The following is a 12,729-nucleotide window of genomic DNA, read 5'->3' on the forward strand; positions in this document are numbered from 1 at the left end:
GTTCCATAGACGGAAAACATCCCGTCAACGTAGTCATTCCGGACCTTCTCGGCCTTGACCTGTTCAGGGCTGCCGGTTCGCACCCATTCCAAACCCGAGCATGTCATCGCCAGACCGACACGAAACAGAAAGTCCCTGTTTCGCATCTTCGTCGATGGAGGTGAAAGTGGCGGCTCAAAGCTCTGTCGGAACCCCGCGGCGACATCCAAGGCGATTGAAAACACCCGGCGCAAAATGTCCGGAGGCACGACCGGACCGCCTCTGATCGCGCTGATGTCCGCTGCGGTGAAGGCGCTGACCATGACCGCGTGGCCCTTCAGCAGGAGTTCCGCTTGGTTCAGCAACCGGTCCATGCGTCGATTGGCTTCGCGAGCGCGCTCCAGCAGGGATTCTTCGATCGCGCCGCCGCCCGCCTCTGCTGCTCGGACCTCCAGCATGAACTCAGGGAAGGTTTTGGTATGCTCGGTCCAAATCAGCCGGTTGGCCATTTGCGCGTCGGCGCGCACCCGCATGCACTGGCCGGTGTTGCGAAGGACGATCACCTGTCGGGGATATTTCTCAAGAACGGCGATGCTCTTGTAGAGGCTCTTTCGCATATCGCCTTTGTACGCCTCCATCATCAGCCAGTCGGTGACGACAGCGCGATGGGATGGGCCGGAGGCGAGAAAGGTTTCAAGCTCCAGGCTCTGGACCCTGTTGCTGTCGATGACGACCCTCACCGTCTGTGTCCTCGCGATCCCACGACGCCACCCATACGAGCCCCCACCCCGCTATCTAACATTAGGGTGGAAACTTAACAGTGCCGATGTTAAATGTCCTCTGCAATGTTAAATGACCACGTCATTGAAGATGAGACCCTCGCGGAAAGCGCTGCGCGGTACGTGAGCGATGCGTTTGGGCAGGCGCTGCATCTCGCAAAGGTCGCGCCACAAGGGCTGCCTCACTTCGTCATGGACCGATACGGGGTCTGGCGGGGCGACATCGCTGGTCAACCTGCAGCCTTCATGATTCTGAGGGACGCCTTGGGGACGGTGGCTGCCTTGGAGAAGCATCGAGAGATTGTTCGCGTCGCGCTTCGGACACGGCTCGTCATTCTGATCGCCGCCACCCTACCAGTGTCCGCACGACGGCGACTCGTTGAGGCCCGGATCGGGTTTCTTGTTCCTGGCGCCCAACTCTACGTTCCCGAAGCGCTGTTGAACCTTCAGGAGACCGGCGAGGGTCTGAAGCCGAGCTTTTCCGATACCCTGTCCCCAACAGCCCAGGTGTTGGTAATCGCGGCGCTTCTGAACCAGCCCGTGAACGACACCAGTCTCACGCAGCTGGCCGACCGCTACCAGGTCTCCGTGATGAGCATGAGCCGCGCTCTGGATGAGCTGGAAGCTCATGACGCCGCCGAGCCTCACCGCGTCGGCCGCCAGCGTCGTCTCAATCTTAGGCAAGAGAAGAGGGACCTCTGGACCTGGGCAGAACCTCGTCTGGTTTCACCTGTCCGCAAAGTGCGCCTCGTTCGCGGCGACTTGCCTCGCGATGACGTTCCTCTCGCCGGAGAGAGCGCGCTGGCGTTCTACACCATGCTCGCCGGTCCCCGGGTCGAAACTCGAGCGGCGCCTGCTGCGGTGTGGAGGAGGATGGCGCGCCATCTCGAACTAGAGCCGGCCTGGCTGCATGACGAGAGAGCGATCGAAGTCCAGACTTGGAGCTACGATCCTCTCGTCTTGAGCCGCACGGGCGTCGTCGATCCTGTGTCGCTCTATATGTCGATGCGCGATGCGACGGACGAACGGGTGTCGCAAGCTGCAGGACAACTCATGGAGGGCTTTGAATGGTGATCGGCGTCGACCGTTTTCGCGATCATTTCGCGGGTCATGAACACCAGTACGTGTTGATCGGCGGAGCGGCTTGCGAACAGGTCATGGATGAGGCGGGATTGGAGTTTCGCCGCACCAAGGATTTGGACATCGTTCTCATTGTCGAGGCCCTGGACCCCGGGTTTTCAGAAGCGTTCCTGAACTTCGTCAAGGCCGGGGATTATGAGGTGCGGCAGAACGGGCAAGGGGAGCGCCGCCTCTATCGGTTTCAGAAACCCAAGGTGGAGGGCTACCCCTTCATGCTCGAGCTGTTCGCCCGGAAGCCTGACGACCTCGACTTGAGTGCGGACGCTACTTTGACGCCCCTGCCGATAGACGAGGAAGCCGCGAGCCTTTCTGCGATCCTGCTGGACGAGAACTACTACGCCCTCTTGAAGACCCTGGTCCGGGTCATCAACGGAATCCCCGTGCTGGACGAGACGGGCCTCATCCCCTTCAAGGCGCGCGCTTGGCTGGATCTGTCTGAGCGTCTCGCGGCCGGCGAAGCCGTTGACAGGGACAACATCCGCAAACACCGCAATGATGTGGCGCGCCTCGTTCAGGTTTTGCCTGCCGGAGGCGCCTACGACGTTTCGGACAGTGTTCGCGCCGACCTTGTGGCATTCACTGATGCCGCAGCGGCCGACGAAACTTGGAATCCTCGTCAGTTCGATGTTCCAATGGACCGTGCAGTGGTCGCAGACCGTCTCCGGACCGCGTACAAACTCTGAGACGCGACGTGGTCAACCAAGCCCAGAGGTGACGGCCAGGCTGGCGTGACGCCGGAGTACCTAGAGAGAGACTTAAGGTGCACCGAGTTCCGGCCTGACGTCAGTCGATAAGGAGTCAAAATGACGTGCGACAGCGATGCGGCTCAACGGGTCGAGCCCTTTTTGATAGCGATCCAAGACGGCAGCTACGGGGTGAGCGACGACGAATGGCCGGCGGCGAGCGCGGCGTTTCGCCGGGGCCTGGAGGCGGAGTTCGGCGTTAGCTTCGAAGAGGGTAATATCGGTCCCAGCGTGGATCTTCCCGCCTTCATCACGCTGCTTCAGACGCCAACCGTCCCACTTTGGCAGTTGGCGGTCGCCGGCTTCCTTCTCGGAAAGCCGATCAAGGATAACTGGGAAGCATGGCGCGATATGGCGCGCGCGATCCGCACCTACTTCAGTCGGTCGACGTTCCTCAACCGGGAGAGCGCGATCCCGATCGCGGTTGACGCACTGATCGCCACCATCGACGAACCGCCAACGTCCATCCGACTGCTTGGATATGAAGTTGGACAGGCGATTGAACCCGTGGATGTCGCAAGCGAGATTGAGGGCGTCAGCGAAGGACCCGACACGATCTACCTCGGGTTCGTCAAGCACGTTTTCGAGGTCAAAGCCGACGGTGAGCGTTTCCGTGTGGCGATCGAGGGCACGACCATAAACGTCCAGCGTATGCCGCTGCGCGGCGGGGGCTGAGTCCATCTTCACCTCCCTTGGGTCGGGCCCTGCGTCTCTGGCTCGTCTTGGTCTGCCGCCTCGGCAAACATCGCGGCATAGTTCTGACAAGCTTTTCCCAGGAAGCGGGCGACGGTCGCCAGTGATTGAGAGATGTAGTTTTTCTCGGCTGAGTTCTCGACGCCCCGTCCTCGACCGTCTTCGAGAGCACGATAGAAGGACAATGGCAGACTGTGCGTGTGGGCCGACAACATCTCATAGTGGCGGCGGAACAGAGCCCGGTCTTCGCCCAGCCGATCCAAAATCTCGTCCTGGCTGAGGAACATCAGATCGCGTCCCGCTAAGAGCCGTTGACGGCGCTTTTCGCTGAGGGATTGAAAGTAGGTGTTGGCTTCCAACTGGGCTTTGAGCCGCGACTTCTCGCCCTCATAGAAGGTCCGGTCGGCCGAGCCTTCATCGACGTAGAAGACCCTAAGCCGCATCGTGCAGTCATGCAGATGCATCAGCGTTTGGCGAGCCGACGCCTCGGCCGGCGGTCCAGGATCGATGCAGAGGTAGTGAAAAAGCAGGAAGCACTCAAAGATGTCCCGAACGAGGGACGCAACGGAGGAGTTGTCCCAGACTTCGTCGGCTTTGCCGTTCGAGTATCCGCTTCCTGGCAGCAGTTTGGATAGGCTGACTGAGAAATTGCAGAGCCGGGTGAAGAGCACGCTGGCCCAAAAGATCTGAGAGGTCGCGCTGGGGCGACCGCTCAGCGCGCGGGATAGGTCGATGGCGGTTTGCGTTGCGCTCTCGAAGGCGGTGAGCGCCTCCCGATATGTCGCGTCATCGTCCGTCAATATCGCTGACGCCGCGAGCGCCTCCGGGGCTTTGGCGCTGAAGCGGGCGAACGCGGTTGAGGATGCGGCATGCGCATGGTCGAGAAGCGAGGCGTCGATTAAGCGCACAGCCATCCGCAAACGGTCTCGAGGCGTCTGAAGGTTCAACCCGATGACACGTGTGGTCATCGTGCCGCCGCCGTCCGCAGCAATCTCATCCAGTGTCGCCATGACGCTGAGTTGTTCGATCAGTGCGCGAGAGCGTCGCCCGGAGAGACTGAAAGGGCCTCGTGTCTGAGCAAGTCTCTCGATTGAAACCAGCAGCTTCAAATCTCCGAGTCGTGCCTCGTCGAGGAGACCCAAGGCTTGGCAAACGAGGATCTGGGCCAAGAAATCCTTGTCTCCAGCGTCTGCGATAGCCGACGCGTCCGGGAGGCCAAGAACGGGTGCCCACTGCTTCAAGAGTATCCCAAGGGCCTCCGCCGCAATGCCGACAGCCGTTGTGGCGAAGGCCTTATCCGGGAGCGTTTCGAGCGGATAGAACCTCGACATGCGCCACAGGGCTCGATCGCGATCCCGCGACGTCTCCACAACAGAGACGTCCGTCTCAGGTTGAGAGGTCATTCTTCGCCTCTACCGCTACTTGCCATCGCCGAGGAAAGCACAATCATCCCGCGCCATGTCAGTCGATGATCTGCCCCATACATTCAATCCGCGTCATCACCCGATCCTGTATCACTACACCTCTGCCGCAACCGCGCGAGTTATCGCGAAGAACCCAGCGCTTTGGCTCTCGGAGTACACCGCGTTGAACGACACAACCGAGTTCACCTACGGTCGGGATCGGTTGATCGCGTTGCTGCAGCAGCGTGAGGTCTACGTCGATGCGGCCGCTCGCCTCTGCATGGTCATGGCTCTAGAGGGTTTAGAGGCGAATACCGGCTTGATGATCGGGTCGTTGACGACGCGATCGGACGATCTGGGTCAATGGCGCGCCTACGGCGATTCCGCCTCAGGCTGCGTTATCGGGATCGATGCCGAGTATCTGTCCGACAGGGCTGGCGTGGCTGTGAGGACGGTCATCTATGATCCCGACACGGTCGATCGCATTCTGAGAGCCGGCCTGACCGTCTTGCAGCAGACCTACGAGGAAAACCCCGAGGACATCGCCGCCGTGATCGAGATTTCACGCTGGCTCGCTTCAGATCTCTTCGCGATCAAACACCCCGCGTTCGCCGATGAACGAGAGGTCCGCGTGTCGCGTATGTTGGTCGGGGATGGCGTCGGCGGTCTCATCGACGTCGGCGGGAACGACCGCGATAGGGGTATCATGCCCGAGCTTTCCGTTGGAACGCGCGCCGGAGCATTCGGACCGACCCGTTATCTCAGCCTCCCGCTGACGAGCGATGGAGGGCGGCACGCGATCCGCAGCGTTGGGTTTGGTCCAGCCATGTCGGCCGACGAGCGAGCTGCGCAATCGCGGTTCTTCGCGACGGAGGGCATCGAAACCTGGATGTCAGCCCTGCCATTTCGTCGTTAGGATTACCCCACGGCGAAGGGCGTCGGAGTAGTGGAGCATAGCGATGCTGACCAAGGTCGAGTGGGCAGTTCTAGCTGCATTGTTGGCTGGGGCTGGGACGCTTCTGGCTTGGATCGGCAAGACGCAGGGCTGGAGCAGCGATGCCATGGCCTCATGGGTCCAGGCGGTGGGGACGATCGGCGCGGTTCTGCTCGTGGCGCTGCCCGTTCTCGTTCAGCATCGGCTCAATCGTCGCCACAGTCGAGCGGTCGTGCTTGCCGCCACCGCGATGGCTTACGCTGTCATGAAAGAGGTCGCGGACCGGTACCTGAACCCGGACTACGTCGGGTCAGAATGGTGGGTTCCGCAGTGGGACGTGCTCCGGAAAACCCTAGCGGACTGCCCGATACAGCAAACCGGGTCAGCCGATGCGCTCATGGCGTTCGTGGAGTTTCAGCAGATCTTCGCGCGCGCCTCCGCCTTCGACGAACCGCCTGTGAACGCAAAGGCTAGAACACTAGACCCTATGGTCATCGCCCTTATGACCAACGCCGATCTCCAGCTGAACGAACTCCGGCGGTCCTTGGGGCCCAAGAGCCGTCGCGAGATGCGGCGGTGACGCCTGCTCCCCAAACAGCCGGCTCCGACGTGGATTGGTCGACTGCCAAGGGCTGCGCGGATGAACCCACGATCCGTCGGTTCATTGAATCCGTGGGCGGGGTTTTGGTCGATAAGGTCCACCCAAATCCGGACTTCGAGAACGCTGACTTCTTGTTCGAGGAGGCGCAGATCGTGATCGAGCTGAAGATCCTCGAAAGCGAGTTCGGCGAGCATCCCAATTTCGAAAAGAAGGTCGTGTCTCTCGGTGCCAAGACCGCGTTGCAGTTTGGCCTGGGGCCGTTTCTTCGCAGTGAGGGCAAGGCTGGCGCGTTCTATCAGAGGGGACTTTTGGAGCTGTTTCGAGCGCCTCTCGCGCGCATTACCAAAAAGGCCAGCAGCCAGATCAAGGTCACGAGGGCTCGGCTCGGGATGCCTGAAGCCAAGGGCGTGCTCTGGTGCGTGAATGACAACTTCCGTGAAGTGCGGCCAACCACGGTCGTCGGCCTGCTGAGCCGAATCCTCGGTGGAAGCGGTTCAGGGATCGACGCGTTCGTCTATCTTACAAACCACTATGTCGAGTTTCCGGACGACCCGTATGTTCGGATCGTTTGGGCTCCGGTCTATCGCGATAGCGAGGACGAGTCCTTGAGGCGCTTCGTCAACTGGCTCGGCCGCGCATGGTTCGATTTCTGCGAGGCGGAAGAGGAGCCTGCAGATAGTCGGATTGAGGGCGATGACCTCACGCTAGACGGCGGCGTCGTCGTTAAGTCGAAGCGCCGAACCTACTACCTCGATCCATCATCGCCCGGAGCGGTCCGGCGCAGCTAGGCGTCGGTCGGATACGCCAATCGCGACATCCGCCGCCGAAGTCAGCCATCGGGCTGAGCCATGAACACACCGCTCTCGCGATCGTCTCTCCGCGCCTTGTCCATGGCCGCGACCAGCACGGGGTGGGTGGAATAGTCGGCGTCACCCAAGTGGAGCAGGGACAGGCGTCGAAGCGATGCTGCCGCAACCGCGATCCCCATGGATGCGAGGTCCCTCTGCGCCTGGTTTGGAAAGAAGTAGTCCACCTGGTGTGCGTCCATCCGAAAAAAGCTCATCGGCGCAGCGTGCAGGTGCGACGAGAAATAGCTGTAGAGTGCGGTGAACACGTCTGGATTCCATCCTGCGAGCGCTGCGGCCTTGCGCATCCCACTCACGAAGATGGTCTCGCCTGAGACCAATCGTTTCTGCTGAGCGTCGTCGAATGTTCCAAACAGGCCGTGCGCTTCGATTTCGGCGATGAGATCTTTGCGTCCCGCTTTCAGGTCGTCGATCTCGTTGGTCTGGGGCCAGGCGCGCAGCAGCTTTATCCGAGCGGACGTGTCGTGGAGTCTCAGGACCGCGTATCTGAATGCCCACTCGTCCTCGTCAAGCTCTTCAGTCAGATAGGCGTACATCGTCAGGCACTCGATGATGGCGCGCGCCAAACCCAGGACCGCTGAATGGTCGAACATGTTCGATCGACAGACGAACCCGATCGATCGTCCGTGGGCGCAAGCCTTCGCGTGAACCATGGACGCGAGTTGGTGCGCACGATCCGTCGCCGCTCCCGACAACAGCATCGACACATCGTTGGAGAAGCCGCTGACGAAGATGAGTTCCTCTAGAGCTTCATCAACCGGGGTCGTCGTCACCATAGCCGGTGCCGCTGCGGTGCTGGCCTGCCGGCGCCGCTGTTTTCTGTTCTGAACCACGCATTAGCCTTCGAATATTCGAGAGAGCCACAGGGTTCCGCGCTGGGTAGCGTAGAACTACACCTCGAGCAGCCTCCCTTTGATCACTGTGACGGTCGGAGGCGGGTCGAGACTTGACGTCCGAACTGGCATGTTCATCGGGAGGCGCGGGCCGAGCGTCCGACCTGAGTGTGGTCAGTAAGTTCTGAAAACGTCGGCTTGCCTGCGAAGGCAGTCAGAACGCCGGCCTTGTTTGAATGGAACCCAGGACAGGAAACGTCCTGACCGATGAAGTAGCCGCCACCATTACGGTCGATCGTGATCTCAAACTCACCGATCCGGAAAGCACGTTCGCGGAAGATCGGAAGTGTGCCGGGGATCATCAGCTTCCGATGCCACTCAGCGACAGACATCTGGCCATCGTCGAAGGCGAATGACGTATCAGTCCGCGTCCATTTGTCCTCTCCAATTGATACGCAGTTCGCCCGTCGATCGATGGCGATATCTACGGCCGAGTAGTGCGCGGGTTCCTGTGATCGATTGCCTATGACGACGATCATACGCGTCATCAGGCCCTCGATCGTCAGTTCGAAATCGGAGAAGACATATTCGACGTAGAGTTCGGGCGTTGTCGCCCGCCGCATTGTGTCACGAACTTCGTAGTCTTCCATGGGGACGGACGCGAAGTTGAACCGGCGATAGTATTTATTGTCATTTGCCTGATGGGGCGCTAGCGAGGTCGCTTGAGGGATGCTCACGGCATAGGCTGACCGCCCTTCACCAAGCGGAATCTGTCGGATCACAAGTCCCTGGATCCGCGGCTGTATCAGCGTTCCTAAGGTCTGTTCGAGCCACTCGCGGCTGATCACCGCGTCGTCACTGCCATCGTCTATCCGATCTGGCTTTTGATCCTTCTCGACGATGCCATAGATGATTGTGCCGCCTGCCGAGTTGGCGAATGCGGAGATGTCCTTCGATAGTTCGTTTCGATGTTTGCTCTCTTTTCCAAGGGAGGGCGACGACTTGAAGTCGAGGTTCAGGCTCTCGCGGATGTCGTCCGCGATTAGCTTTTCAAGGTCGTCACGTGTCCACTCGCTGATTGGCCTCATCCTATCCTCCGGACTCCAGCTTGGCGCGGCCGCCCTCTATCGGTATGGCGGTCATCACGAAATGCCACGTTCCTAGACGTCTCGCTCGACCAGCTTAATCCCGGTGTTGAGCCTGATCTGGGCCTCATCGACCTGCTGGAGCCCGAAACTGAGGATGCCCTGATGCATCCCACCGTATTTAACTAACCAGAAGCCATCGAGCGACAGTGCACCGTTGACCCAATAGGCCCCGTCGCTAACGTTGAGCTCGATCTCTCCGTCGAACACATAGCCACCGCCTTCGTCTTGTACCTCGACCGACCACCGGTCGTTCTGTGGCGTATTGAACCGAAGTTTGAGCCCGATGACGTTGTCGTTCTCATCGGCGATCAACGAGCATATTTTCTGGAGATTGGCGTCATCGACTTCACCCCTCAGGACTCTGATCGTCCGCTCATTCTTGGGGGCGTCCCCCGACGCCATGTAAGCTCCACCCACCATCAACAGCGCCTTGCGATCCATGTTCTGTGTTGAGGTTCGCCTGTTAGGTCGATCCAGAGAACCCAGAAAAGTCTGCTTTCCGGTTGCTGGTCAATGTCCGCTCATGGCGCATTTTGCGACTTTGTGAGTTGCCGGTTGGATCTTCGTCAATCGCTTCATCGCTCCAGTGTCGGCTGACCGCGACCCAACGTTCCGAGCCTCGCAACTCCGCGATCGGTGCCGAGAATCTCGACGGCCTTGCCGACTGCGGGTGCAGTCGTCCCTGGGGCCAACCTCGCATAGTGCTCAATGCCCGCGCGATCTTTCACGACCACGAAGGGTGACGTCCCGACCTCGTCGTGCCGTCCCGCTTGCACGACGTGACCGTGCACCGTTTCGGCCCCCAACGGGCGAACGTCCCGTGCACCCGCCATTCGTCTTTGGTTCAGCGTACGGATCACGTCTCGCCGGATCTGCAGGGTCCGAAGCTTGGTCTCCATCTGGGCATCGAGCCGGTATCGGCTGCCGGTCCGTTCCGCCAACCCCAGTCGCTCCAAGTGCCGAAGTCGGCCTCTCGACAGCGCCGCCCAGGCATCGGTTCCACCGACGCCGTCCTCAACCCGGCCGTCGGCGTCAGCCGCCTGCACTAGCCGTCGATCAAACCCTGTAAACCGATCCGCCTCGGTCTCCTTCCAGATCCGCCGCTCGGCATCGGCACGCGACAGATCGCCCAGCCGCTCCTGCGCCACCTCCTGCGCCCGGGCCCGGAAGCCGTAACCGATGTAGTCGCGCGGGATCACCAGATCGCGTCCATCGGCCCGCTTCCCACGCACGACCAGATGCGCGTGCGGCTGGTCGGTATCGAAGTGGCAGGTGCCGATCCATTGCAATCCCGGCTCGCCAAGGTCGGCCGACACCCTCGCCATGACCTCGCGGGTGTACCCCCTTAAATCGGCGATCCGGTCCCCATGTTCGGGAGACACGATGAACCGAAAATGATGCCGGTCCGACCCCCAGTCCCGCGTCGCTTCGATCGCTTCGATGGCGTCGTCCGTCCGGTCGAAGAACTCTGCCGGCTTTCCCTCGGCGCCCGCGCCGGCCCGCCCGAGATAGCTCACATGCGCGGCCAGGGCCGCCGCCCGCGCCGCACCTTTGCCGGCGTGCCTCGACACCAGCGCCTTGACGATCACCTTCTGCCGAACGTCCAGACGGAAGGCGCGCCCTGAACGCTTCTGGGCCGTCCTGAGCACCCCTGCACGGTCGCCGTAAGCGAACAGCCGGGATGCGGCGAGACGCTGGAACATCGCCGTCCGGACGTTGATCCGGTCGCTCTTCAGGGTCGTCGGCAGGCTGACCCGGCCCGCTCCGGATTGGTCGTCACCGCGCGCTTCCAACCGCGCCTGGATGCCGCTTCTGACCGACATGGCCTCGTCTCTGCAGAAACGACGATCCTCAAATTCGCCCTAACTCACCGCAAGTCGTGGAAGCGTTTCGAGGCCGTCGTAAGATGCTGAGACCCTACAACAAAACCGATAGCCTCTCATCTGCTTTTATCTTGCCCTAAGACCTAAAATACGATCACCCGTCTATGCTCATCATACACGATCAACACCCATCAACAGTAATGCGTAGGTCGGTGATGAGATGAGATATCCCGATTCGCCAGTCTCCGCGCATATGCCCCTACAGCGGCCAAACGCAGAAAACCCGCCCGGCCAAAGCCGAGCGGGTCTTGCCGTCTGGGGTGTGATCTCAAGCAGCGCGGGCTCGAATGGACACGTGCCGCAGCCCGGTCTCCATCGCCTTCTGACCCAGGTTCAACGCCGGTCCGAACGGCCGCTGATCCGGTGACCGCGATCGATCCAGAGAGTGGACCAGGGTGAGGCAGCAGGTGGGCTCAAGCGCGATCAGCTCGTCGTTGGCCCGGAACGGAGCCGCCTTGCCGTGGGCGTCGAAGTCGGCCCGGGCGAGGATCAGCTTCACTCCCTTCTGCTTGGACCATTTGATCGCCAGCTTCTCGGAGCCCTTCGCCCCGGTCGTGGCCAGGGCCATGTCCGGCCATTCCTTGAGCGCCCAGTTGAGCGCGTCGAACACCCGACCCGCATCCTCGGCCGTGTCCGCCGTCGGAGAGCCTCTGAAGGCGATCACCGGGCCGCCTGGATCCGCGTCGCCCGCCCGCCGGGTCTTGATTGCCCGGATGGCTGCCTTGGCCTCCATCTGCGCTGCTGTGAGGTGCGTGCCCCGCCGGCTGCCCCGCCAGGCCGTCCAGACCTCCCCGGTGGCGACCGTGTAGCTCTCGGCCGCCGCGTCCCGGATCAGCTCGGCCGCCTGGGTGGCCGCGTCTCCCGCTCTCGCCTTGGCCGTGGCCTCCTGAAGCTCGGTGTCTGCTGCTTCCGAACCGTCGAAGTCCCGGTCCAGGCTGCGCATCGTGTCGCGGGCGCGATCGGCGTCGCGTTCGATCCGCTGTGCGGCCGAATGGAAGGCACCGATCAGGGTCTCGGCCAGGGTGGTCTGGAAGTCTTCCAGTGCTGTGTCGGCGATCACGTCCAGGAGCTCGGTCATGAGCGCCCGTCCGAGTTGCGACAGCGCGTCCTCGCTCGGGTGCGGACGCTGATCGCCCAGGGAGGCGGACAGGTCGTCGAAGGCGGAGTCGGATTTGGAGAAGACGGAATGTGCTGAGGTGTGCATCGGAATTATCCTTGAAAGTGTCCTTACGCCCCATGCGCAATGACCCCGATTTTCGGCACATCGGGCCCCGGAAAGTCACCGGAGCGGACCGCTCTTCGCGGGCCGCGGAGGGGATAAGGCGAAGCCGTTGACTTTCAGGGTGATGTGACAAAATCGGAGGGCGTTGTGTGGGGGCATGTCGTCGTCGCCCTTCGTGACGACGACCCTGTTCGGCGCCGTCGCGCCGATACGAACAGATGGACATCGATATTCATCGCAGTCGTCGGCGGCGCGCCGCCGCGTCGCTCGATCGGGGATCAGTCGATCCAGCCGCTGGGCCGCCACCCGCTGAGAAAAGGTTCGACGGCGACCTGCACGGGACCGCTGATGTCGCGCTGGCCCGCCTCCATCGCGAGAACCCGTGCCGCCATCTTCTCCGGCGTGCCCGCAAGCCGCAGGGCGCGCGCCATGGTCAGCGCATCCCACCCGAGGATCTGACGGGCAACTTTCAGTTCAGCGGCGGGCGTAGCCATCAGTAGTCCGT

At 61.4% G+C, this 12,729-nt stretch carries 14 protein-coding genes; 6 read left to right on the plus strand and 8 right to left on the minus strand.

Going from position 1 to position 12,729, the window contains the following annotated elements; translation table 11 throughout:
* On the minus strand, nucleotides 1–719 hold a 719-nt coding region (locus ABN401_RS02485; RefSeq protein WP_349683256.1), incomplete at its 3' end, for a hypothetical protein.
* 93 nt (nucleotides 720–812) lie between these two features.
* Here ABN401_RS02485 and ABN401_RS02490 point away from each other — a divergent pair.
* The 3 genes from ABN401_RS02490 to ABN401_RS02500 all read left to right on the plus strand — a co-directional run bounded on the left by ABN401_RS02490 (nucleotide 813) and on the right by ABN401_RS02500 (nucleotide 3,316).
* Nucleotides 813–1,832 carry a hypothetical protein gene (locus ABN401_RS02490; protein WP_349683257.1) on the plus strand — a complete coding sequence of 340 codons (1,020 nt, stop codon included), beginning with the start codon at nucleotides 813–815 and terminating at the stop codon, nucleotides 1,830–1,832.
* On the plus strand, nucleotides 1,826–2,581 hold the full coding sequence (locus ABN401_RS02495) for a hypothetical protein (RefSeq protein WP_349683258.1): 756 nt from the start codon (nucleotides 1,826–1,828) through the stop codon (nucleotides 2,579–2,581). Before ABN401_RS02490 ends, ABN401_RS02495 begins: the two co-directional genes overlap by 7 nt.
* A gap of 120 nt (nucleotides 2,582–2,701) precedes the next feature.
* The gene (locus ABN401_RS02500; protein ID WP_349683259.1) at nucleotides 2,702–3,316 is read left to right on the plus strand and encodes a hypothetical protein; all 615 of its coding nucleotides are present in this window, start codon (nucleotides 2,702–2,704) and stop codon (nucleotides 3,314–3,316) included.
* An 8-nt stretch (nucleotides 3,317–3,324) separates the two neighbouring features.
* On the opposite strand, the gene ABN401_RS02505 is transcribed toward ABN401_RS02500, so the two are convergent.
* Complete coding sequence (locus ABN401_RS02505) at nucleotides 3,325–4,737, minus strand: DUF5677 domain-containing protein (protein ID WP_349683260.1); 1,413 nt, start codon at nucleotides 4,735–4,737, stop codon at nucleotides 3,325–3,327.
* Nucleotides 4,738–4,792: 55 nt separating this feature from the next.
* Between ABN401_RS02505 and ABN401_RS02510 the strand changes: the two genes are divergently transcribed.
* The 3 genes from ABN401_RS02510 to ABN401_RS02520 are packed head-to-tail and all read left to right on the plus strand — an operon-like array spanning nucleotide 4,793 to nucleotide 7,060.
* A complete protein-coding gene (locus ABN401_RS02510) occupies nucleotides 4,793–5,653 on the plus strand; it encodes a DUF2971 domain-containing protein (protein ID WP_349683261.1) in 861 nt (286 codons plus the stop codon).
* A gap of 43 nt (nucleotides 5,654–5,696) precedes the next feature.
* Complete coding sequence (locus ABN401_RS02515; protein WP_349683262.1) at nucleotides 5,697–6,251, plus strand: hypothetical protein; 555 nt, start codon at nucleotides 5,697–5,699, stop codon at nucleotides 6,249–6,251.
* Nucleotides 6,248–7,060: a hypothetical protein gene (locus tag ABN401_RS02520; protein ID WP_349683263.1), complete on the plus strand. Its 813-nt coding sequence runs from the start codon at nucleotides 6,248–6,250 to the stop codon at nucleotides 7,058–7,060. The genes ABN401_RS02515 and ABN401_RS02520 overlap by 4 nt, the downstream gene beginning before the upstream one ends.
* A gap of 41 nt (nucleotides 7,061–7,101) precedes the next feature.
* On the opposite strand, the gene ABN401_RS02525 is transcribed toward ABN401_RS02520, so the two are convergent.
* The 6 genes from ABN401_RS02525 to ABN401_RS02550 form a co-directional block, all read right to left on the minus strand.
* On the minus strand, nucleotides 7,102–7,914 hold the full coding sequence (locus tag ABN401_RS02525; RefSeq protein ID WP_349683264.1) for a DUF5677 domain-containing protein: 813 nt from the start codon (nucleotides 7,912–7,914) through the stop codon (nucleotides 7,102–7,104).
* 191 nt (nucleotides 7,915–8,105) lie between these two features.
* The gene (locus tag ABN401_RS02530; protein WP_349683265.1) at nucleotides 8,106–9,059 is read right to left on the minus strand and encodes an AlbA family DNA-binding domain-containing protein; all 954 of its coding nucleotides are present in this window, start codon (nucleotides 9,057–9,059) and stop codon (nucleotides 8,106–8,108) included.
* Between the two features lie 72 nt (nucleotides 9,060–9,131).
* A complete protein-coding gene (locus tag ABN401_RS02535) occupies nucleotides 9,132–9,560 on the minus strand; it encodes a hypothetical protein (protein WP_349683266.1) in 429 nt (142 codons plus the stop codon).
* Between the two features lie 134 nt (nucleotides 9,561–9,694).
* A complete protein-coding gene (locus ABN401_RS02540) occupies nucleotides 9,695–10,822 on the minus strand; it encodes a DUF3363 domain-containing protein (RefSeq protein ID WP_349683267.1) in 1,128 nt (375 codons plus the stop codon).
* 448 nt (nucleotides 10,823–11,270) lie between these two features.
* Nucleotides 11,271–12,206, minus strand: a complete 936-nt coding sequence (locus ABN401_RS02545) for a DUF2493 domain-containing protein (protein WP_349683268.1) — start codon at nucleotides 12,204–12,206, stop codon at nucleotides 11,271–11,273.
* Nucleotides 12,207–12,502: 296 nt separating this feature from the next.
* Nucleotides 12,503–12,718, minus strand: coding sequence for a hypothetical protein (locus ABN401_RS02550; protein ID WP_349683269.1), 216 nt, complete (start codon nucleotides 12,716–12,718; stop codon nucleotides 12,503–12,505).
* Nucleotides 12,719–12,729 lie beyond the last annotated feature (11 nt).

The sequence above is a fragment of the Brevundimonas aurifodinae genome, from assembly GCF_040195595.1.
GTDB lineage: Bacteria > Pseudomonadota > Alphaproteobacteria > Caulobacterales > Caulobacteraceae > Brevundimonas > Brevundimonas aurifodinae.